Source organism: Acetobacterium malicum subsp. dehalogenans DSM 11527 (assembly GCF_000472665.1).
Lineage (GTDB): Bacteria > Bacillota > Clostridia > Eubacteriales > Eubacteriaceae > Acetobacterium > Acetobacterium malicum.
In genome coordinates, this window is record NZ_AXAC01000028.1 from 22,115 (window position 1) to 44,966 (window position 22,852).

General features: G+C 46.6%; 20 protein-coding genes. 5 read left to right on the top strand and 15 right to left on the bottom strand.

The annotated features are described in order from the left end of the window. Window positions 1-6: 6 nt before the first annotated feature. The 4 genes from A3KS_RS0111625 to A3KS_RS0111640 form a co-directional block, all read right to left on the bottom strand. Complete coding sequence (locus tag A3KS_RS0111625; RefSeq protein ID WP_026395070.1) at window positions 7-564, bottom strand: 3'-5' exonuclease family protein; 558 nt, start codon at window positions 562-564, stop codon at window positions 7-9. 150 nt (window positions 565-714) lie between these two features. Next, on the bottom strand, window positions 715-1,317 hold the full coding sequence (locus A3KS_RS0111630) for a hypothetical protein (protein ID WP_026395071.1): 603 nt from the start codon (window positions 1,315-1,317) through the stop codon (window positions 715-717). Between the two features lie 193 nt (window positions 1,318-1,510). Then, entirely contained in the window at window positions 1,511-2,530 is a 1,020-nt protein-coding gene (locus A3KS_RS21035) for a DUF3089 domain-containing protein (protein ID WP_035356110.1), read from the bottom strand. Between the two features lie 307 nt (window positions 2,531-2,837). Then, on the bottom strand, window positions 2,838-3,437 hold the full coding sequence (locus A3KS_RS0111640) for an N-acetyltransferase (RefSeq protein WP_026395072.1): 600 nt from the start codon (window positions 3,435-3,437) through the stop codon (window positions 2,838-2,840). A 550-nt stretch (window positions 3,438-3,987) separates the two neighbouring features. On the opposite strand from A3KS_RS0111640, the gene A3KS_RS0111645 reads away from it, so the two are divergent. Next, window positions 3,988-4,419 (top strand): pyridoxamine 5'-phosphate oxidase family protein, encoded by a 432-nt coding sequence (locus A3KS_RS0111645; protein ID WP_026395073.1) that lies wholly within the window; start codon window positions 3,988-3,990, stop codon window positions 4,417-4,419. 120 nt (window positions 4,420-4,539) lie between these two features. Here the strand turns inward: A3KS_RS0111645 and larA are convergent, their stop codons facing one another. The 5 genes from larA to lctB form a co-directional block, all read right to left on the bottom strand. After that, on the bottom strand, window positions 4,540-5,811 hold the full coding sequence (gene larA, locus A3KS_RS0111650; protein WP_026395074.1) for a nickel-dependent lactate racemase: 1,272 nt from the start codon (window positions 5,809-5,811) through the stop codon (window positions 4,540-4,542). Window positions 5,812-5,886: 75 nt separating this feature from the next. Beyond that, on the bottom strand, window positions 5,887-7,428 hold the full coding sequence (locus tag A3KS_RS0111655) for an L-lactate permease (protein WP_026395075.1): 1,542 nt from the start codon (window positions 7,426-7,428) through the stop codon (window positions 5,887-5,889). An 8-nt stretch (window positions 7,429-7,436) separates the two neighbouring features. Beyond that, window positions 7,437-8,837 (bottom strand): lactate dehydrogenase subunit LctD, encoded by a 1,401-nt coding sequence (gene lctD / locus A3KS_RS0111660; protein ID WP_026395076.1) that lies wholly within the window; start codon window positions 8,835-8,837, stop codon window positions 7,437-7,439. A gap of 1 nt (window position 8,838) precedes the next feature. Further along, the gene (gene lctC, locus A3KS_RS0111665; protein WP_026395077.1) at window positions 8,839-10,095 is read right to left on the bottom strand and encodes a lactate dehydrogenase subunit LctC; all 1,257 of its coding nucleotides are present in this window, start codon (window positions 10,093-10,095) and stop codon (window positions 8,839-8,841) included. Window positions 10,096-10,108: 13 nt separating this feature from the next. Further along, on the bottom strand, window positions 10,109-10,903 hold the full coding sequence (gene lctB, locus A3KS_RS0111670; protein WP_026395078.1) for a lactate dehydrogenase subunit LctB: 795 nt from the start codon (window positions 10,901-10,903) through the stop codon (window positions 10,109-10,111). A gap of 460 nt (window positions 10,904-11,363) precedes the next feature. On the opposite strand from lctB, the gene A3KS_RS0111680 reads away from it, so the two are divergent. Then, window positions 11,364-12,074: a FadR/GntR family transcriptional regulator gene (locus A3KS_RS0111680; RefSeq protein WP_026395079.1), complete on the top strand. Its 711-nt coding sequence runs from the start codon at window positions 11,364-11,366 to the stop codon at window positions 12,072-12,074. Next, window positions 12,064-12,447 carry a YbaN family protein gene (locus A3KS_RS0111685; protein ID WP_026395080.1) on the top strand — a complete coding sequence of 128 codons (384 nt, stop codon included), beginning with the start codon at window positions 12,064-12,066 and terminating at the stop codon, window positions 12,445-12,447. The genes A3KS_RS0111680 and A3KS_RS0111685 overlap by 11 nt, the downstream gene beginning before the upstream one ends. Before the next feature lie 101 nt (window positions 12,448-12,548). On the opposite strand, the gene A3KS_RS0111690 is transcribed toward A3KS_RS0111685, so the two are convergent. From A3KS_RS0111690 to A3KS_RS0111710, 5 genes are all read right to left on the bottom strand, one after another. Beyond that, the gene (locus tag A3KS_RS0111690; RefSeq protein WP_026395081.1) at window positions 12,549-14,033 is read right to left on the bottom strand and encodes a phosphohexomutase domain-containing protein; all 1,485 of its coding nucleotides are present in this window, start codon (window positions 14,031-14,033) and stop codon (window positions 12,549-12,551) included. A 173-nt stretch (window positions 14,034-14,206) separates the two neighbouring features. Continuing rightward, on the bottom strand, window positions 14,207-15,190 hold the full coding sequence (gene argF, locus A3KS_RS0111695) for an ornithine carbamoyltransferase (RefSeq protein WP_026395082.1): 984 nt from the start codon (window positions 15,188-15,190) through the stop codon (window positions 14,207-14,209). Between the two features lie 116 nt (window positions 15,191-15,306). Next, window positions 15,307-16,539, bottom strand: coding sequence for an arginine deiminase (locus A3KS_RS0111700; RefSeq protein WP_026395083.1), 1,233 nt, complete (start codon window positions 16,537-16,539; stop codon window positions 15,307-15,309). A 141-nt stretch (window positions 16,540-16,680) separates the two neighbouring features. Next, window positions 16,681-16,953, bottom strand: coding sequence for a Veg family protein (locus tag A3KS_RS0111705; RefSeq protein WP_026395084.1), 273 nt, complete (start codon window positions 16,951-16,953; stop codon window positions 16,681-16,683). Window positions 16,954-17,145: 192 nt separating this feature from the next. Beyond that, window positions 17,146-17,877: an HAD family hydrolase gene (locus tag A3KS_RS0111710; RefSeq protein ID WP_026395085.1), complete on the bottom strand. Its 732-nt coding sequence runs from the start codon at window positions 17,875-17,877 to the stop codon at window positions 17,146-17,148. Window positions 17,878-17,998: 121 nt separating this feature from the next. Between A3KS_RS0111710 and A3KS_RS0111715 the strand changes: the two genes are divergently transcribed. Both A3KS_RS0111715 and pheA read left to right on the top strand, forming a co-directional pair. Beyond that, window positions 17,999-18,634 carry a lactate utilization protein gene (locus tag A3KS_RS0111715; protein ID WP_026395086.1) on the top strand — a complete coding sequence of 212 codons (636 nt, stop codon included), beginning with the start codon at window positions 17,999-18,001 and terminating at the stop codon, window positions 18,632-18,634. Continuing rightward, entirely contained in the window at window positions 18,624-19,532 is a 909-nt protein-coding gene (gene pheA / locus A3KS_RS0111720) for a prephenate dehydratase (RefSeq protein ID WP_242834762.1), read from the top strand. Before A3KS_RS0111715 ends, pheA begins: the two co-directional genes overlap by 11 nt. Before the next feature lie 74 nt (window positions 19,533-19,606). Here the strand turns inward: pheA and ileS are convergent, their stop codons facing one another. Continuing rightward, window positions 19,607-22,705: an isoleucine--tRNA ligase gene (ileS, locus tag A3KS_RS0111725; RefSeq protein WP_026395088.1), complete on the bottom strand. Its 3,099-nt coding sequence runs from the start codon at window positions 22,703-22,705 to the stop codon at window positions 19,607-19,609. Window positions 22,706-22,852 lie beyond the last annotated feature (147 nt).

Genomic DNA, 22,852 nt, shown 5'->3' on the forward strand with positions numbered 1-22,852 from the left:
GCTTGTTTATATCCTCGCCAAGGCGTATTTATCCATTTTGTGGTTAAGCAACTTCATGATCGTCAACTCGTCGATCGCGTCAGTCAGCGCGTTGTGTAACTCGCAGTATTCCAGCTCGGCACTCAGCATCCGGTAGGCACTCTCCACACCGTAGCCGCGCTTCAATCTGCCGGTGCCATAGCATTCGGCGCAATCCGGGATGCTGTGATTATGCTGTCGATACGCCGCCACCTTCATAATGTCATACCAGTCAAGATGTCTTAACTCGGGCAGATGCCGGTAGTCAAACGCAGCGTTGTAAGCAAACATTGCCGTAGCCTGATAATCTGAAAGAAAATGCCGCAGTTCGGCCATTGCCTTTTCCCGGGAACACTCAAGGTCCGGCTTGATGCCGTTGGTATACAGGGCGTCCGTGTACATCCCGCCATGATCCTTAAACGGCGTGAGAATGTAATAGCGTTTGTCGAGCAACTCGAAGGTCACCGTATCGGCAATGACAATTCCCACCGACATAACCGCATCACCCCAGGTCGTCTCGGTGTCAATTACAGCGAATTTACTCATTTTTTTCTCCTTTTTTTTGCAATGTTCGTACTGCTTTCCGTCAACTCAAGGTTTTTTAATTTCATCATCCATCATATCAGCGCTGACGGCAAATTCACTGACAATTCTATCCGAAAATTCCGGATAACTGCATTTTCAATAAGTTCATTATCAGCCAATATCTTTTTTAATCGGATGATCATATCCATTTGAAGTATAGCGAATCATAATATTATTGGCCACGATTCGCTCTTTTGACAAATACTCAATGTGATACTTAATGACAGGGATTTTCAGCAGTTCAAGCCAGCCATTATAAACACCATCAATAAAGGCCTGGCGCCACTCTGAGAGGCCTCTAATCATTACACAGCCATGAATCTGCTCTTTTTCAATCACCAGTGAGAAGACACCATTTTGGAGATGGGGTTCAAAGGGGTAGGTCCGGCATTGAATGGGACGATGGTTTCTCAGGCAACCGTTAGCCAGATGGCAATAGATGTAATAATATTTTTTGATTTTAGGGGGCATATTGTAGTCCTGATGACGGTGCAGATCGTAATCGGTAACAACCTCACTTTGCATATATTCATATTCAAGGGGTAATAAATACATGCCCAATCGCTTACCGTCGCCGTCGTTACGGCGGCAACAATGATAGCCACATCGTTCACCACAATTACCCGCGATGATCGCTTCATCCATCAAATGATAGGCTTTTTTAAAAATGGCTTGATAGTCCATTCGTATTGATTTTTTATTTTTATCTGTCACGTGTGCTCCGATCTTTTAAATCCATAAAAAATTTATTTGCATGTTCCTGCGCAAATCTTCGCCTGAGCAAAGTTAAGTGAGTCCTGGGACTGGTCGGTTTGTCAAGCATGGTTAGTTTGAGAAGGCCACTTTTGATAAATTAAGTGCCCGACACCGGGGCGCCATGTCAAAGGGGCCTTTCTCGTCTATCATATTAAATGACCGGTTCCACCAACACAGAGCTGCTCAGAAAATTACTGATCCGTTCTTTGACATTCTGTTGCAGGTTACGGTAAAAAAACTGGTAATCATAGAGATGATATACCCCATACTGAAAAATATCGAGCACTGGCGGAAAATCAGCCGCGGTAACATCCGTTACCCGCAGGGTTCCCCGAGTAGGATCCAAATAAGCTCCAGTCAGGTTTGGTACCTCTTTGACAATCCCACCAGCGTAATCCGTAAATACCGCGCCGTTATTTTCGCTGGCAGCAGCGGGGGTGCTATCAGTTCTCCAGTTCAGGGGATTGATCCCCAATGTTTTATCCGGAACAATCAACGAAGTTTGAATCCCCTCGGCCTCCGAGTTAAAGGAAATAATCACGCCGGTATCCCCGGAATTCTGGGCCATTTTTAAAAAGGGATAGTTGCTTAAATCTTCCGGTGCAACGCGCCAGCCAATGAGATAGGCGGCGACCAACTGGTCACTTAACGCCGGATCAGCGAACTTGTCTGCCAGCAGCCGCAACAGCATTTCCGAACCCTGGCTGAAACCGGCCAGAATAAAGGGCCGCCCCTGATTGTAATCTTTCATGTACTGATCAAATGCCTTTGAAACATCCTCATAGGCTAGATCAAAATACTGATCCGATTGGGATCCATCCATGGTGTAGGCGTTCAGTGCCGCCTGCCGGTAATAAGGGGCAAAAAAATTGGCGTCCCCATCATAAAGGCCTTTTTCCATATTGGTCGCGCCCAGGAATTGGGCCTTTGTTTGTTCATCCCTGAGATCCATCGAATGGGACTCAGCGCTGCCCAGATAAACCGTCGGTGCCACAAAAAAAACATCGCAGTTTTTAGTCACGGTTTCACCAAGCGGTAGATAAGCCCAGTTCTCCGATTTTGTGTAGTCCACCCCGACCGGTTGTTGAGCGCATCCGCTCAGCAACATCGTTATGATGAGGAATATGGACAAAATAGTGTCCGATGCCAAACGATTCATTCTTGTTTTCATGATTTCCCCCTTTTTACTTTATATTTGCCAGAAGAGCAATACTGGTGGGCAAGGGTTCCCGGCTTCCATTTCAATTTCATAACCGATCTCATTCCTGGCCCAAACGCAGCTCTTTCGATCGTTTTTTTTATAAATTAAGCTGAATAAGACCAGCGACCGGGAAACCATAACCGCACTTGTACACGGTATCCTTTCTACTACAATGTATTTATGGTTATAGTACCTAATAACCAGTTAGGTCTTTATCCATCTTGTTGCTTAAGCTGTTAGAATGTAAGAGCAATAGGTATATCGTCTTCCTTTCTTATTAGCGCATCATACAGTAACACGTCAAACCCATGTCATCGGAAGTATGAGACTCCATTAAGTTAAAACCAAAGTGTTCATAAATCGGCAGATTATCGGGGTTAAAGGTCTCCAACACAATGGACTCCTTATTGGCCTCACATTTTTCAAGAACGGGAGTAATCAGTTTTCTGAATACTCCCGTTCCTTTTACAGACTCGTCAGTGGCGATGATCAACAAATGATATACGGCACCGTCAACATAAGCGGTATGCCAGTTTTGAGGAATGATCTGGGCCTGCCTGACAGCCCGGTCCTGAAGCACCTGCAATTCTTCTTGATTCACCACCGCCAGTAATTTTTGAGATGATTGCTGCATCACGTTCATCAGCCGGTCTTCGGGCAAATCCCTGGTTGAGTAGCCAATCAGCAGACCTTTGCCATCTGCCTGCACTTGCACTGCATTCTCTTCCATAAAGGCCTCAATCTGGCCTTCGAACTGTGCTTTAATCAGCAATTCGGCCCGGTCCAGGTCTTTGACTTGAAAAATTACGCCCGGATCTTCCAGAAACCGCGTTTTCATCAGTTCTGCATAGGTTTTTAATTCACTTTCTTTTAGCATTTTCTAGCCTCCATAATTTCTTTGGATTGATCTTTTCAGGTGTTGCTATTTTAATAAGCATCACGAAATAGAAAACGTTTTGCTACAATGGTCAGAACCAAGGGATTACAACGGTATCGATATCTCAAACAATATGGGCAAAAATCATTGATGATTTAATAAATCGTATTTATTATGGCCGTTTTCCGGAAGTTTCAGAGGTTCCAGTAACTATTTTCACAGCAGATGACACCTGCACACGAAGATCGAAGGATCCACATCTCATTCCCAATATCAGTTCAGCAATTGTTAAATATATCAATCATTTTAATTCTGACACGATCTTCATAATTATACGCCTCAACCGCTTAAATTGCCAGCAGAAATCACAGTTTTTCGCCACGCTGTTTATTTTTATAACACTAAAATTTTTCTCTTCGCTACTTGCAATCAATGCCTTTATATCTGATATAATAAAAAAAGAAGTTCGCTACTCAACGCATTTTAAAATTTATTTACCCAGACCGCCGGAAGGTTTCCTCTTCCTGCAGTTTGATGAAAGGTGGTAACTATGTTAGCTAAATTAGAAACGATCCTACGTGAAAATTCTCTTTGTGTTTTATGTACCGAAGCCGCAGGAAACCCTTATTGCTCGTTGATGACCTATCTCTCAAGCGATGATCTCCGTGTTCTATATCTGGTCTCCACCCGGGAATCCCGAAAATTCAAGAATCTGCTGGCCAATCCCCGGGTCAGTGTCCTGGTGGATAGTCGCCAGCACCGCGGCCCCACCGCAACTGAAAATATCGTCTCGGTTACCTTCTCCGGTCTTTTTCAACCACTGGCGGATTCTGAAACCGAGCGGGTCAAGACCGCTTTTACCCGGGAACATCCGGAACTGACAGAAATTCTCACCCATCCCGACAGTGTTATCTTTGCGATTAAATTAATGTCCTATCTGCTGTTGGATGGCCCGGTGGATGCCGATCAGGGTGATTTATAAAGCCCGGCATACAGCCGCAAAATAGCGCATTAATTTACAGCTCCTGCTAATAATAAAAAAGATGACACCGAAATGTCATCTTTTTTATTACAGCTTTTATTACAACTTTTATCGCTGGTCTTATTCCACAATTACCGCAACCCCATCAGGGATCACCGTCACGGTGGCAGCTTCATTATTCAGATAATCCCGGGCCATCGCCAGCGCTTCCTGGACATCCTTAGCCGGGGTCATTTGAAACGCCTTGATCATTTCATCCGGGGCGGCCGAGATATAAATCACCTTGGCCTTTAATAAGATCCGCGCCAGAATCTGGGCTTCCCACTGATCGGGGATGGTTTCGTCCCGGGGGGTGTTGACAAAACCAGCCAGCATCTTGTCGAGATTTTTCTCATCCCGGAAGGTATTGAAAAAGGTCGCGCCGCCGTGACCATCGTTGGACTTAGCCAGCATGATAATCACGCCGCCGGGTTTAACCGCAGCTTCGGCAGCGGTCATGCCTTTAACCGCCTGGTAAATGTTCTGATCCAGGGGATAACCGCCGTTGCTGGTGATGACGATATCACTGGGGGTTGCCTGAACCTTGCAGAGCCCTTCCAGAAACGTCCGGCCTTTGATATGGGCAGCGTCGCAATCGCCGGCTACGGCATAAATCACTTCTTTTTCAGAATTGATCACCACATTGACCACAAAAGCCAGATTGGCTGTTCTGGCAGCGTAAAGCATATCAATATGGAGGGGGTTCCCTTCAATCACACCGGTGCGGGCTTTGGGGTGGGCAATAAATTCGCCGCAATGATTGGCCAGCACACTGACCCGGCTGGCGATGCCCGGCAGTACACTTTTTCGTCCGCCGGAAAAACCGGCAAAGAAATGGGGCTCAATAAAGCCTTCGGAAACCAGCAGATCGGCTTCGGCGGCCAAACGGTTGATGATCAGCTCCCCGCCGGAGGGCAACGTGCCGATTTTCACCAGACTGTTGTCATCCCCGGAATCATGAACAACAATCCGCTCCTGATCAACGATGGCCTCACCAAATTTACCGACCAGCTCCTCTCTGGTCGTCAAGCGGTGAAACCCGGTGGCAATTAAAATGGTGATCTCGGCGGCGGGATTACCTTTGCGGATTTCGCTAAGCATCAACGGCATAATAATTTTACTGGGCACCGGCCGGGTATGGTCACTGGCAATAACGACAATCTTCTGTTTACCAATCGCCAGCTGGCACAGCTTGGCCGACCCCTCGGGCTGCTCAAGTGCCGCGGCCACCAGCTCGCTTTGGCTTTTATCGGGATGATAGTCTTCAATCTGGGAGACGAGGACGCCATTAAGATAAGCCTCCTCAATCTCCAGCCGTTGTTTTTCTTTTCCATAAGGTATTCTAATTTCCATAGTCTGTTCCTTTCTGATTAGACGAAAGACACTAGAAAATTTTATTCTTCTAGTGTCTCGATTTACACGTTTGTTTTATCCAAAAGTACTCAAAAGCCCTTCCATCAATGGTGCTCCAAAATAGACCACCAACCCAATAATTAAAACGTAGATGGCACAGACCTTCAGAGTTGCCTGGAGAATCTTTCCTTCGCTGCCAATAATACCAGTGGCGGCAGTGGCGACGGCAATACTCTGGGGTGAGATCATCTTACCGGCGGTAGCACCAGCCGTATTAGCAGCCGCCAGCCAGTAAGGACTCATGCCGATGGCGTTGGCGGCCTCGACCTGAAGCCCGCCGAACAGCACGTTGGCAGAGGTATCACTACCAGTGACAAAGGTTCCCAGGGCTCCGATCAATGGCGCAATCAGCGGATAGAAATCGCCGGTGATCAAAACCAGAATCTGGGCAATGACGCCGATCATACCGCTATAACCCATCACCTTGGCCAGCGCCACAATCGACATGATGGTAATCGCTGATTTAAACATTTGCTTAACCGTTTTACCAAGAATAGTACTGATCGCACCAAACTTGACGCCCTGAATCAGTCCGCCCAGATAGGTGGCAATGATAATCAGGGTTCCTGGGGTAGCCAGCCAGTAGAAGGTCATCGGCTTGCCATGAGGTCCGGTGTAGATCTGAACCGTGGTACTGACCTGCTTCAACAACCCATTAATCATCGGGAACAGCGATGAACAGAGAATAATAATGGCAAACACCAGAATGAAGGGCAGCCAGGCCTTGACGGCGGTTTTGAAGGGGATTTTTTCCACATTTTTAGCAGCGGTATCCTTATAAAACACCTTGGCCATCAAAATCACTACGCCCATACAGATAACCGAGCCGACAATTGCCGGCAGTTCAGCGCCCAGGTACTTGGCCACAAAAATCTGCGGCAAACCAAAGGATAGACCGGCCATCAAGGTAATGAAGAAGACCCCTTTGATCGCTTTGACACTTTTCCCGGTAATACTGACTAGAATAAAGGGAATAATCACAATCATCACAAACAACTGAATCGCAATGGTAAAAGACAAATCGTTTACATTTAAGCCCGTAACTGAGGCCAAGGTGCTGACTGGCAAACCAATGGCACCAAAAGCAGTGGGGGTGGTATTGGCAATCAGGCAAATAATGGCGGCAAACACCGGGTTAAAGCCCAGCGCTGCTAAAATGCTGGCGGGAATGGCAACGGCTGTACCAAAGCCGGCAATCGCTTCCAGAAAACCGCCAAAACCCCAGGCCAGGATTAATACCAGAATCCGTTGATCGGTAGAAACCGAACTCATCATTTTTTTGATGGTTTCCATGCCACCGGTGTGAGTAACCAGATTATAGGTAAAGACGGCGGCGACAATGACCAGGAAGATCGGCCAGATCGCCATGGCAGCCCCTTCCAGAGCAGCAGTCAAACCATCGATGACCGGCATCTTCCAGACCAGAATACTCAACACGACGGTCAGTGCCAGGGCAATGGGACAGGCTTTTTGCCCGGGGATCTTTAAGACCCCCAGGGAAACAATCAGCCAGGCCACCGGGATCAGGGCGACGAAGAAAAGTAACAAGTTATCCATTTCTCACCCTACATCTGACAGACTTTTTTAGGATTCAGCAGATTCTTGGGATCAAAGGTTTGTTTGATCCCGGCCATCAGGGCCAGATGTTCCGTTCCAAAATCATTGAGCAGATATTTTCGTTTGGCGTAGCCGATGCCGTGTTCGCCGGAAACCAGTCCGCTAAACGTCAGGGCCTTAGCATACATCCGGTCCATCGCTTCTTCCAGTTTGGCTTCCCATTCCTGTTGGTCAAGTTTGTCCCGACAGACATAGATATGAAGGTTGCCATCGCCGGCATGACCAAAGCTGGGGATCCGGACATCCATTTCGGCGGCCAGCTCATGAGTAAATTCAATAAACTCGGCGATCCGGTTTCGTGGTACCACGACGTCGCACTCATCCATTTCGGTGGTCGAGGCTTTAATCGCCTCCAGGAAGGCACCCCGGGCTGACCAGACCGATTCTTTACGCTCGGCGGTGTCGACAATATAAACATCTTTGGCACCTTCGGACAGACAGAGGTTAGCGACGACTTCGTATTCAGCTTCGACCTGTTCCTTGGAATTGCCGTCAAAGGTCAATAAGATATAGGCGTTGCTGCTGGAATCCGGGAATTTTTTACCGAGAAAATCTTCAGCAAAAAGAATCGTCTGGCGTTCCATAAATTCAATCGCGGTGGGAATCGCCTTGGATTTAATAATCTTGGGAACGATCCCGGCCGCATCACTGATATTATCAAAGGGAATTAGCAGGCTCAGGGTCATCTTTGGTAAGGGCAAAAGTTTGAGGATCGCTTTGGTGATCACACAGAGGGTTCCTTCGGAGCCGACGACCAGATCTTTTAAGCTGTAACCGGAGCTGTTCTTAACGATTTTGCCGCCCAGCTCGATGATTTCGCCGTTAGATAAGACCACTGTCAGACCGCGGACATAGTCCCGGGTCACACCGTATTTCACGGCCCGCATACCGCCGGCATTGGTGCTGATATTACCGGCAATGGTGGCCGATTTTTCACCGGGATCGGGCGGATAAAAGAGATCATTTTCTTCGACAAATTTGGACAGTTCCATCAACAGGACGCCGGGTTCCACGGTAACGGTCAGGTTTTCGGTGTCCAGTTCGAGGATATTGTTCATCAGTGTGGTTTCTAACATAATCCCGCCAAACAGTGGGACACAGGCTCCCACCAGCCCGGTGCCGGAACCCCGGACGACAACGGGAATATTATGATCATAGGAATATTTCATAATTTTTGATACTTCTTCGGTGGTGGTTACCTTAATTAGCACTTCCGGATAGGAATGGATGCTGCCCAGCTCATCATGGCTGAAATCTTCACCAATTTGGTCACCGACAAAGATCCGTTCAGCAGGAATCAGGTCCTTTAAAAAATCAATATCCTTTGCTTCCACTTTTTTATAATTCATCTTAGCCAACCATCCTTTCTGGTGTTTCAATGGCTTCAGGCATCGCCAGGGTTTTCCCGACGGCAGCGCTTTCCGGATCAGAAATCATTTTTAACAGTTCGGGGATGATTTCGTATAAATCACCGACCATGCCGCAATGGGCAATATTAAAGATTGGTGCTTTGGGGTCATTATTGACCGCAATAATATATTCGGAATTCTGCATCCCGGCGGCAAACTGGACCGCACCGGAAATACCCAGGGCAATGATCAGTTTCGGTTTAACGGTTCGGCCGCTGAGGCCAATCTGCAGGCGGGCATCAAACCAGCCGGCTTCGATGCCGGGTCGGGTACAGGCCACGGTAGCGCCGATTTTTTCAGCAAACTCATGGATCATCTCCAGATCTTTTTCGCATTTTACGCCCCGGCCAACCGCTATAATGGTTTCGGCTTCCGAAAGATCAAGGCCTTTTTCTTTTTTAATGACTTCCAGCACTTCAATGGCTGAAATCAGTTTCTCTTTGCCGATTTCCATAATTTCCACACTGCCCCAGGGTTCTTTAACCAGTTCCGGAGCGGAAAATACTTTATAACGGACGGTACAGAACTGTGGTCGGGTGTTTTCAGTCACAATCTGGGCCATAATATTCCCGCCAAAGGCTGGTCGAATCTGAACCAGATCGGTATTGTCTTTCATTTCCAGAATGGTACAGTCGGCGGTGAGACCGGTGCGGTAACGGGCAGCGACGCGTGGCGCCAGGGAACGACCGACGTTGGTGGCACCAACTAAAATTGAAGATGGCTTTACTTTTTCGATAAAATCTTCCAGGACGTTAGCATAGGGTTCGATCACAAAATGTTTGAGTTCCGGCTGATCGTAGACAAATACCTTATCGACCCCGTAGCTAAGCAATTCGCTGGCTTCGGCGGTGATATTGGTCCCCATAAACAGGGCGTAAACCGGATGACCGATCACTGCGGCCAGTTCCCGGGCCTTACCGATCAGTTCAAAGGTGACCGGATGAATCTTGCCTTCAATGTGATCGACATAGACGGTAATGCCTTTGTACAGGCTTTTGTCGATGGCGATCTTTTCATCTTCTTCCAGTACCAGCACGCCGGCTGGTCCGTTTTTCAAACACATCTTGCACATTTTACAGGCGGCGGTGACTTCCAGTCGAGCGTTTACATAAGAAAAGGCATCGAAGGGGCAAATTTCTGCCAGTGCCTCAAAGGTTTTTTGATCAACGTTTTCCTTGATTATTTTAATTCCTGCCATGATTTTTTCCTTCCTAGCCTAAATATTTTTTTTCAGTTAAAATTCCCATCAGGGCCTGTGCCAGAGCTGGTCCATCGCCCTCAAAGCTGGTTTTTTCGACGTTGCTTTCCGGCGGGAAGATTCGTTCCACCTGGGTTGGCGAGCCGCTGAGGCCATATTTTTTTTCATCGGTGTCGTACATATCTTTCAGGGTCAAAACTTTAATTTCGGGATTTTCGGAAATTTCCAGTTTTCGTTTATAGGAAGGTAAGCGCGGGGTGTAAATGTCCTTATCGACAGTGATCAGGCAAGGGTATGGCACCCGTTGGATTTCCAGCGACTCTTCCATGTTCATTTGCAAGGTCAGACCCTTTTCATCAGCCATCAGAATTTTGATGACGTTGGTAACGTGGGGAATTCCCAAAAATTCAGCCATTTCCGGACCAACCTGGGCGGTATCGCCATCGGTGGTCTGCTTGCCACAGATGATCAGATCAAAATGACCTAGTCTTTTAGCCCCCTGGGCCAGCGTATAACTGGTGGCGACCACATCAGCCCCGCCAAATTTTCGGTCAGATAATAAACAGCCCTCGTCAGCGCCCATATAGAAAGATTCGAACAGCACTTCTTTACTTTGCATCGGACCCATCGACAAGGTGGTAATGGTGCCGCCTAATTGTTCTTTTAAACGAAATGCGGTTTCCAGACCAAATAAATCATAGGGATTCAATTTTGATTCAACCCCATCCCGAATCAGGACACCTGTTTCCGGATCCACTTCCACGTTGGACGTTCCCGGAACCTGTTTGATACATACCAGTATTTTCATACTTACCCTCCATAAAATAAATTAAATTGACATTTCGAGTTACCATGAGCGTTATGCTCCGTTTCACAAATGCCGAACGATGCAAATCATTTGGTTAAGACCTGAGCGAAATTTCTTTTGCTGTCCATTTCAGCAACAGACAGCAAGGAAAATGTTCTTTCATCATAAATTCCGCTGTCGACTGAGCTGGTCAATCGACGAAAACTGTTAAACCCTCTTAAACCCATTCATAAACCACTTGACAAATTTCTGATAAAATTCTACTATTGGTCTGGTGGTCAGACCACTAACCTGTTGCCATTATATGTGTTTCGTAAATATTTGTCAAGTGGTAAAATAACGTTTTCAGAAATTATTTATTTCCTGATATTTTATCTTTTTGAATTTTAAAAGCGGCTGTGGTACAATGATTTATTATGACTTTTATAAAAAATTGAATGAAATGAAGTGAAGTGTTTAGATGTTTAAAGAAATTACGCACACAAAAATATATTTGCTGATCCTCGAGCAGATTAAAGAAAATATTATCAAGGGAAATTTAAAAAGCGGCGACCGGCTGCCCTCGGAACGGCAATGGGCGGAACAGCTGGGGGTTTCCCGAGCGACGATCCGGGAGGCGATCCGGGCCCTGGAGATGATTGGCCTGGTGGTCTGTCAGCAGGGCGAAGGTAATTTTATTGCTGAAAATTTTGAAAATACCCTGACCCAGCCGCTGACAATTATGTTCTGGCTCAGCAATGGGCAGCTCAGTGAGGTTCAGGAACTGCGGCGGGCGCTGGAAACTGAAGCCGCTAAACTGGCGGCCAAAAAAATGACGCCGGAACGGTTTGCCAGTCTGGAAAAAATCTGTGATGCCATTGAAACTGAAACTGACGAGTCAGTCCGGGCCGAACTGGACAAGCGCTTCCACTATGAAATTGCCATGGCCTCGGAAAACAAGATGATCCATAACGTCCTGCTATCGTCGGCAACCCTGATTGAAGCGCTGATCAAGGATATCCGGATTGCTATTCTCGATGATACTCAACGGGGACCGGTGATTGACAAACAGCACCGCAAGATCTTAAACGCCCTGAAAGCAAAAGAGCCCCTCAACGCCGCCTTTGCCATGTCCCAGCATATGGATCTGATTGACGGATTTGTGGCCGGGCTGGAAATTGATGAACACTAAAAAAATTTTTTATCTAATATTGGGATGTATCAGTCTGGCACTTGGCACAATTGGCACCTTTTTGCCAATGCTGCCCTGCGCGCCCTTTTTACTGCTAGCAACCTTTTGCTTTACTAAGAGTTCTGACCGCCTTCATACCTGGTTCATTCAAACAAAGCTGTATCAGAGTAATCTGGAATCCCTGGTTAAAGGCCGAGGAATGACCAAAAAGGCCAAATTACGAATCATCTCAATTGTGACCATTACGATGCTGTTAGGTTTTATTATGATGCGGGCAACGACAATTGGGCGAGTGGTTTTAAGCATTATCTGGATCTGCCATCTGCTTTACTTTGTGTTTGGTGTCAAAACCCTTGCCGCAAACGATCTTTAGACGATAAAAAAAGCCAGCCACTGTGATTTAATTCACAAGCGGCTGACTTTTTTATTTACCCAATAATTTATTTCATCTTTTCAGAAAAAATTATAAACGATTTATTCAAGGCCCTGATATTGAGTCAGAAATTGCTTTAATACAGTCTCGATGATTACGCCACCCCCCACTGTATCAGATTCGATATTCAGTGGCATAATCGGGTCATGGAGAGACATCCGCAACAGGCACCAGCCGTTTCCGGCGGTGGCATCACAGCTCACCCTGACGCCTTCATAGTTGGGACGTACGACAGTCCAGCCCGGTTGACTGGCGGCGAATTGTTCAAATTCAGCCAAAACCTTTTCACCGTACGACTTAAAGTCCTCAGCGGCAATCTTTAACCGGATTTCTTTGGCTTCGACCGGTTCCTTGAGTCCTTCAAGAAACGAACTGATCGGCTTGCCGGCCTTATGCAGTTCAGCGAATTTGATCAGCGCCATAGTCACCAGATAAGCGCCATCATCCAGAAAATAGTTAGCTTTAATGGCCCCGTGGCCGCTGGTTTCCATGGCCAGGTGGGTTTCGATACCCGCGTTATTTAAACGGATGGCCTCATTAATGACGTTTTTATAGCCCCGTTTAAAGCGATGATGTTTCCCGCCCCGGCTCTCAATATACTCGGTTAACCCGGTGGACGTAATCGAATCAGTGACAATCGTCGAGCCGGGATACTCGACCAGCAGCATGCTGGCAATAAAGGCGATAAAGCCATTACGATTGATGGCGTTACCTTTTTCGTCGATAATCGCGGCCCGATCCACATCGGTATCAAAGATGATCCCCAGATCAGCCTGGTTATCCCGCACCGCTTTAGTGACATGTTCAATGGCCACTGCATCTTCCGGATTTGGCACGTGGTTGGGAAAATTGCCGTCGGGGTCCAGATATTGACTCCCGGTTGTTTCAGCTCCTAACGGCCTCAACACCTGGTCTACAAAAAAGCCCCCGGCTCCGTTACCGGCATCTACCACAATTTTTGCGCCAGCCAGCGGCTGATCAGTGCCAGTTTTAGAGCGAATAATATTTAAAATGTTCTGGGAATAGCTGGGCAAAAAATCATAGTCCAGGGCCTGCCCTCCGGGGGTAAAGCCGGTTTCAATGGTCTCGGCCATTTCCAGAATCGCGCTGATATCCTCTTTATTAAGACCGCCGTCTTTAGTAAAAAATTTCAGCCCATTACGGTTAAAAGGTAAATGACTAGCGGTTACCATCACCGCCCCATCTGCTTGCAGCACCGGATCGATGGTGGTCATAAACATCGCCGGGGTGGTACTGATGCCGCATTGATAGACCTGGTTGCCTTTACTGACCAGACCCAAAGCCACCGCCTGCGCCAGATGGGGTCCGGACAGCCGGCTGTCTTGGCCGATGGCAAAGGTCAGCGGCGTCTTCTCCAGCTTTTCCTCCAACCACGTGGCAAAAGCAAAGGCAATTTTCATGGCCATATCCTGGGTGAAATTGACATCTTCACCGGGAATCCCCGCCAGGGCAACTCCCCGGACGTCGGAACCATTTTGTAATTTTCTGATATCTTTAATTTCCATTTATTGTTAATCTCCTGGTAATGAATCACGTACTAAGATCCGGGCCATTTAGGCTATTCTGTTCTGGTTGAGCGAAACCTCGAGTACTAGGCGGATTAATTTATTCAAGGCCGCCGCGTATCAATAATACACAAGGATTTGAATAAATTGATCCAACGACGTAATCGGGCATTTTAGCCAACCAGAGATGAGCACATTACGGCTTTGATGGTATGCATCCGATTCTCGGCCTCATCAAAGACCTTGGAATGTTTGCTACGGAAAACCTCGTCGGTAACTTCCATTTCGTCCAGCCCAAATTTCGCCTTGACTTCCCGGGCTACCGATGTTTCCTGATCATGGAAGGCTGGTAAACAATGAAGGAAGATCACCGCATCATTGCCGGTGGCCTTAATCATTTCCATATTAACCTGGTATGGCGACAACAGCTTGATCCGCTCGGCCATCTGATCTTCTTCGCCCATCGATACCCAGACATCGGTATAGATGGCATCGGCGCCTTTAACCCCGGCTTTGATGTCAGCGGTCAGAGTAATGGTTCCCCCAGTTGTTTCACAGAGGGCTTTCATTTCGGCCACCAGGGCCTCTTCCGGGAACAGTGATTCCGGGGCTACCGCCACAAAATGCATCCCCAGTTTGGCACAGCCAATCATCAGGGCATTGCCCATATTGTTACGGGCATCCCCCACATAAACCAGTCGTTTACCTTTAACTGCGCCGAAATTTTCCTGAATCGTCAGCATGTCGGCCAATACCTGGGTGGGGTGGTCTAAATCAGTTAAGCCATTCCAGACCGGTACCCCGGAATAATCTGCCAGCATCTGAACGGTTGTTTGTTCAAAGCCGCGAAACTCAATGCCGTCATAAAAACGCCCCAGAACGATGGCGGTATCCTCAATCGATTCTTTTTTGCCCATCTGACTGTTGGTTAAAAAGGTGACGTTGGCCCCTTCATCAAAAGCGGCTACTTCAAAGGCACAGCGGGTTCGGGTTGATGATTTTTCAAAAATCAGCACAATGTTCTTGCCTTTGAGCAGATCGCCCACCACCCCTGATTTTTTCTTGGCTTTCAGTTCGGCTGCGTAGTCGATCAGATACTGTATTTCCTCTGGGGTAAAATCCTTTAGTGTCAATAAATGACGTCCTTTTAAATTCATAATGCTTCCTCCGTTTATTGCTTCTATAAGCTTATTTTAACTGATTATCCTAACCTTTCACAAGGCAAATATTCTTTGATTATAATCATCTGCTGTGATTACCGAAATGATCCAATCTAAAATCCGTCCCGATACAGAGGCATGGTCATGCAACGGGGGCCACCCCGACCCCGAACCAGTTCGGATGCTTCGATGCCGATGACTTCGATGCCGTTTTGACTAAGCACCTCATTGGACTTCTCATTTCGGGCATAGGCGACGATAACCCCCGGGGCAATCGCCAGGGTGTTGGTGCTGTCGTTCCATTGTTCCCGGGCCGCGGCAACCGGGTTACCACCACCACTTTCAATCAGGTTAATGGCCGGCAAACCGAGAACTGATTTCAGGGCTTCTTTAAGACTGTCCTTACGTTCATAATGTAGATAGTCTTTTTTTCCAGGAGTCATTATCACGGTTTCCACTTGTTCCAGAATCCCCGGGTAGACAATAAATTTATCCACATCGACCATTGTAAAGACGGTATCCAGATGCATAAAGGCCCGGTTGCTGGGTATTTTTACCGCCAGTACCTTTTCGATGCCCAACTCGGCATTAAAGAGGTTTTTAGCCAGTTCCTCAACCCCCTGAACCTCGGTCCGTTCGCTGCAGCCCACGGCCACCACGGTGGGGCTTAAAATCAGGATATCGCCGCCTTCAACTGAAAAGAAGTTGGTATCCTGGTAAAAGGTTTTATTGCTGCAACTGGCAAACAACGGATGATGTTCATAAATCGCGGACATATAACGACTTTCCCGTTTTCTGGTGCGGGTAGCCATGGCGGAAATACACATCCCGTCATGAATGGTTACCGCTGGATCTCGCATAAAGTATAAATTCGGCAACGGGTTTAAATAAAAAGCATAGGGTTCCGGGCCTTTTAAATAATCGGTCAGGACCAGATGTCGTTCCATATGACCTAACTCTTTTTGCAACACCCCTGCAATCAAGGCCTCACCCAGAGCATTGCTGTCCAACGACATCAAATACTCATTTAGGAAGCCATCGATGTAGTTGCCCGATGAGGGATTCTTGTCGATGACTTCAGCAATAATGCTCTCCCGGACGGCCGTATTTTTTAAAATGTCTTTTAATAAATCCTCCACGTACAGCACCTCGGCCCCCCGTTTTCTGAGGATCGCAGCAAAGGCATCGTGCTCCTCCTGCATCCGAGCCAGCCAGGGAATATCCTCAAACAATAATTCCTTAAGCGAATCCGGAACAATCCGCTCCAGTTCTTTGCCTGGCCGGTGGACCAGGACCTTTTTCAAGGTTCCAATTTCAGATTCTATTTTTAAGTTCTTATCATTCATATTTTATCTCCAATTTTGTAATACCCGGTTATTATACCATCGGTTTAATAAAAATCCTACTATAATTAAGATAACAATTTAAGGCAACAAAAAAAGAAGAACCCGAGTTCTTCTCCTAATGTGGAACTTTTTATCTTGTCGTTATGAAACTAACAGTGCACCATCAGCTTCATTCTCATCTAGTAATACAATTTTTACGCTTTGAGTTAAGAGATCGGAATAACTAAAAGACAATTTCTGTTCTTTTCTTTGATCCTCTTGAACTCGTACAGTAAAAATACTGGGATAAGTGCTTTCAATTACCCCTTCTTTTTGGTAGAGTTTTTTCTTGCTTTTATGTGCTTCAAGTTTGACTCGTCTGCCCAAATAATTTTCCACCTCGCGTCTAATGTCCATAATGGTTGCTTTTGGCATGAACTTCACCTCTCTGTGGTTTTCTCTAGGTTAGTATAACACAGATTTGCGGAAAAGTAAAATTTTTTATTATAACAAGACCTGCTTTTTTTGTCAATATGTAATTTTGATTTTCGTTTACATCTTGTTTAACGTTTACATTTCTTAAGTATTTATCTTTTTGATTCCTTTAGTCTTGTTTGCCATCGCTAATCAGTGTTTTTTCTTTTGGGCATTGGGATCCGGATTCGGTGTCTCGTTAAACAGCGAATACATTTCCATGCCATAGCGCAACGCTTCCACAATCCGCATCGGGTTATGCAACCAGATGGCATCATCCAGCTTGGTCAGTACTTCAAAGGATTCAAATCCCCAGGTGCATAAAACCGGCAGCATTCCGGCTCTCAGAGCGGTTTCATAATCAACAGTCGAATCCCCTACATATAGACACTGCTGGGGTTTTACACCCATTTCTGCAGCCAGTTCCAGGGTCACGACCGGATTTGGTTTTCTCAACTCATCGCTGGTAAAGCCACGCACGTCAACATAATCATAATCGCTGAACAAAGCACTTACCAGCGATTTTGCAGCAATATCCGGTTTGTTGGTACAGACACTCCAGGGAATATCGTGGGCCTTTAAATAATCCAGTAATTTTGTTATCCCCGGATAGGGTTTAGTTTTCTTGCGATAATTAATGGCATACTCGGCCGAAACCATTTCCGTCAATCGATCCACAAACGCTTCATCCTCCCGATATTTTTCCGGTAGTGCATCACGGGTCAGATTTCTCAGTCCTCTGCCAATCAATTTTTTTCCCTCTTCATAGGAATGGATTGGAAATTGATGATATTTCATAATCCCATTGACCGAATCGATCAGATCTTCCAGTGAATTGACCAATGTGCCATCTAAATCAAAGATAATCCCCTTATATTTATGCATGTCATCCTCCTCTTTTGCGATTGCATGTTTTTTATTATTATACCCCATTTTTTGAATAAATTTTGTTTTTTTAACTACTTTGGATTATAATAAGATTATTCTTTTCTCTGGAGGTAATATTTTGGGTTATAAGGAAGATAATTATCTGAATCTCAGTAAATCTTTAATAAAAAAACTTGAAAAACGAAATTTTAAGGGCTATTTTTGTAAAACCACTCAGGAGGCGCTGGAACTGGCCTTGTCACTGATTCCCGCCGGGGCCAGCGTGACCCATGGCGGTTCTGAATCGATCAAGGAAATTGGCTTACTTGATGCCGTTAAAAATGGTGATTATCAATATATTGACCGCAGTCTGGCTAAAACCCAGCAGGAAAAAAGAGAAGTGGTTGCCCAGGGCGTACTGGCCCACACCTTTCTGACCGGAACCAATGCCATCACCATGGATGGCGAGCTGGTCAATGTCGATGGAATGAGCAATCGGGTGGCGCTGATGTGTTTTGGTCCAGAGCAGGTGATTGTCATCGCCGGGATTAATAAGGTAGTTGCCAATGCCGATGCTGGGGTTTATCGGGCCCAGAATATTGCGGCACCAGTTAATGCCATTCGCTTAAATGCTAAAACCCCCTGCTATGACACCGGCAACTGTGCGCAGTGTCATTCGGAAGACTGTATGTGTGCAAACATTGTGGTCACCCGACACAGCCGCACGCCTGGCCGGATCAAAGTGATTCTGGTGGGGGAAAATATTGGCTATTGAGATGAACACTGAAGCGAGTACCCTGAATGCGTTAAATCAGGCCTTTTCGGCCTATCCTCAAACGATCAAAAAAGAACCTCGGGTGGCTTATGCCGGCACCCGGGGTTCTTATGGCGAAGCCGCCAGCCTGGCTTTTTTCAAGCAGGATTGTGAGTTGTTTGCTTATAAAACCTTTGAGGATGTTTTTGTGGCCCTGAGTCAGGGCTTTATTGATTATGGGGTGCTTCCCATAGAAAACTCATCCACCGGGTCCATTGCCGCCGTTTATGACCTACTGTCGCGGTATCAGTACTATATTGTCGGCGAAGAGGAGATCAAAGCCCGACACTGCCTGCTGGCACCCAAAGGCGCCAGCATTGAGACGATCACCGAGGTTTATTCACATCCCCAGGGATTTTCCCAGTCCGAGGAATTCCTAAATGACTATCCAGACTGGAAATGTATTCCTTACTTCAATACCGCCATCGCCGCCGAATATGTGGCTGAGCAAAATGACCCGACTATGGCTGCCATTGCCAGCAAGCGGGCCGGCGAAATCTATGACCTGGAAGTGTTGGCTGAAAATATCAACTTTTCGCAAACCAATGTGACTCGATTTGTGATTATTTCCCGGGAGATTGAATTATTTGAAAATCCCACCCGGGTCAGTATTGCCTTTCGTCTGCCTCATCGTCCCGGGGCGCTGTATGAAATCATCGGGATCTTTTCAGTTTTTTCACTCAACTTATGCAAGATCGAATCCCGGCCGCTGTTAAAAGAGAATTGGGAATACCTGTTTTTCATCGACTTCACCGGCAATATTTCCCAGAATACCCTGGTCAACCTGCTGCCGATTATTCAGGAAAAGGCTGAGTATTTTCAGTTTCTGGGGTATTATCCGCAGTTTGAAGCCGAATAAATCCTTCACCATAAGCAACCCCTGATAAAGCATGCCTGCTTAATCAGGGGTTTTTATTTCGGTGTATTTTTTTACTATTTTTTCATCAGTTCAATCCCGGTATCATGACCATTCAAATTAAACATTTCGCCGACACCGGCTTTAATCGTGATCGTGTCAGCCAGGGTTTCGGTTTTAATAAAATCGGTATAGATTTCAATCGCCCGATCCATCGCTTCGTCACTGCTGTAGCTGATATCAATGCGATCCATGACTTCGTAGCCGTTGGCTTTTCGCAGCTGCTGAATCCGCGAAACAAATTCCCGGGCACAGCCTTCATCCAATAGATCCTGATTTAGGCTGGTATCGAGGATGATAAACTTGTTATTAAACATCTGGACATTGAAGCCTTCTTTAGCCGAAATCCGGATGTCGATGAAATCTTTGCGGAGTTCGAGGCTTTCGCCATCCAATTCAATCACAAAGCTGCCACCATCTTCGAGCTTGGCCACTACTTCACTGGCTTCAACCGAGGCCAGGGCCTTGCCCAGCAGTTTGACGTTTTTACCCAGCACCGGTCCTGCCACCTTGAAGTCCGGTTTCAGAGCATAGTTCATAAAGTCACCAAGATTGTCTTCAAAAACGACTTTTTTAATATTCAGTTCTTCTTCAATCAGGACACAGAGATCGCCCAGGGTTTCCCGGTATTTACCATCGACAATAATCTTTGACAGTGGCTGTCGAACCTTGATCTGCGCTTCTTCCCGGGCCCCGCGGCCGAGACTGACCAGTTCCCGGACCAGATCCATCGGTTCCTCGATGGCATCCTGAATCAATTCTTCATTGGCAATCGGATAATCGGCCAGATGGACCGAAACACCGTCGGTCAGTTTTTGATACAGTTCTTCGGTGATGTAAGGGGCAAAAGGAGCACACAGACGGACCACCCCTTCCAAAACTTCCCAGGTGGTGTTGTAAACCGCTTTTTTATCTTCCGTCAGCTCGGTTCCCCAGAAACGGCGACGGTTCCGGCGGATATACCAGTTGGATAAATCTTCGTTGACAAAGTTCTGGATTTTCTTGACCGCTTTAGTTAAGTCAAAAACTTCCATTTCTTCTCTAACATCTTTGACCAGGCGGTTGTATTTAGACAAGATCCAGGCATCGATTTCCGGCCGCTTGGTATAGGGCACAAAGAATTCCCGGGGATCGATGCTATCGGTATTGGCATAAAGAGCAAAGAAATGATAGGTGTTCTTCAAGGTGTTAAAGAATTTACTTTGTACTTCTTTGATCCCCTTGACATCAAAACGGGTGGGGGTCCAGGCTGGTGAGACATAGAGCAGATACCAGCGCAGGGCATCGGCCCCATATTCTTCAAACATTTCAAACGGATTAACGGTGTTACCTTTGGTTTTAGACATTTTCTGTCCATCGGCATCCAGAATCAGGTCATTGACCAACACCTTTTTGTACGGTGCTTTGCCAGTCACAAAGGAAGAAATCGCCAGCAATGAATAGAACCAGCCGCGGGTCTGATCGATACCTTCACAGATGAAATCAGCCGGGAATTGTTCTTCCCACAGTTCTTTATTTTCAAACGGGTAGTGATGTTGAGCAAAGGGCATCGAACCGGAATCAAACCAACAGTCGATAACGTCTTTAACCCGGGTCATCGTTTTGCCGCAATCCGGACAGGTGAAATGGACATCATCAACATAAGGACGATGCAGCTCAATGCTTTCATCGATATCCTCAATCGCGCGTTCCACCAGTTCTTTACGGGAACCGACGGTTTCCAGCTTGCCGCAATCGTCACAGCGCCACACCGGCAGTGGTGTTCCCCAGTAGCGGCTGCGCGAGATTGCCCAATCATTCAAATTTTCCAGCCAGTTGCCGAAGCGTTTTTCGCCGACAAAATCCGGGTACCATTCGACGCCGTTATTATTTTCGATCAGGGTGTCTTTGATCTTGGTCATTTCCAGATACCAGCTTGGTTTGGCATAATATAGAAGCGGGGTTTTACAGCGCCAGCAATGGGGATAATTATGAAGTACCTTTTCTTTTTTGAACAGTTTGCCTTCAGCTTTTAACCATTTGATGATATCGAGATCGGCATCGATAACAAACTGTCCCTTCCAGGGGGTGTCGGTATATTTTCCATCCTCGGCGACTGGCTGCAACACCGGCAGATTGTACTGACGGCCAACCTTGTAGTCATCTTCCCCAAAAGCGGGAGCGATATGAACAATCCCGGTGCCGTCTTCGGTGGTAACGTAATCGGCACAAGTGACAAAAAAGGCTTTCTTATCCGGCTTCACAAACGGCATCAGCTGTTCATACTCAACATATTCCAGGGCTGACCCCTTCATTTCTTCGAGAATTTCATAGTCTTCGCCCAGCAGTTTGGGTGCCAGCACCTTGGCACAGATATAGACTTCATCGTTGCTGCGGGCTTTGATGTAATCGGCATCGGGATGAACGGCCAGGGCCACATTGGCGGCCAGAGTCCATGGGGTGGTGGTCCAGACTAAAAAGTATTCATCGGCATCCTGGCGTTTAAAGGCGGCGACGACGGTATTGCTTTTGATTTCCTGATAGCCCTGGGCCACCTCATGGGAGGCCAGACCGGTGCCACAGCGGGGGCAATAGGGCATGATCTTGTGACCTTCATATAGAAAGCCTTCTTTATTAAACTTATCGAGAATCCACCAGACGGTTTCAATATAATTATTATCCAACGTGATGTAGGGATCTTCCATATCGATGAAATAACCCATTTTGCGGCTCATTTCCTTCCACTGTCCTTCATAATTGAAGACCGATTCCTTGCATTTTTCGTTGAACTTATCGATGCCATAGGCTTCAATTTCCGGTTTACTGGACAGACCCAGCTGTTTTTCAACTTCGATTTCGACCGGCAGTCCATGGGTATCCCAGCCGCCTTTACGAAGGACCCGGTAACCGTCCATAACTTTGTACTTGCAGACCGTATCCTTCAAGGTTCGGGCCAGTACATGATGGATCCCGGGACGGCCGTTGGCAGTGGGAGGGCCTTCATAAAAGACAAAGTTTTCTTGTCCCGCCCGATTGTCGATGGTCTGCTGCAACAGATTCATGGCTTCCCATTGTTGTGAGATCGCATCTTCGCGGTCGCCGATTTTTCCTTCTATTAATGTTTTAAATTGTGCCAATTTTCTACCTCCATTAAGTCTCTCTGAGTTAAATTTTCTTAGTTAAATTAAATGTTTGAAGTAAATGCGCTGAATTAATTGCACGATCCGAATGCGCTCATCGCGCATGGATAAATTAAATGCTTTACAGAACTGTTCCCAAATAAA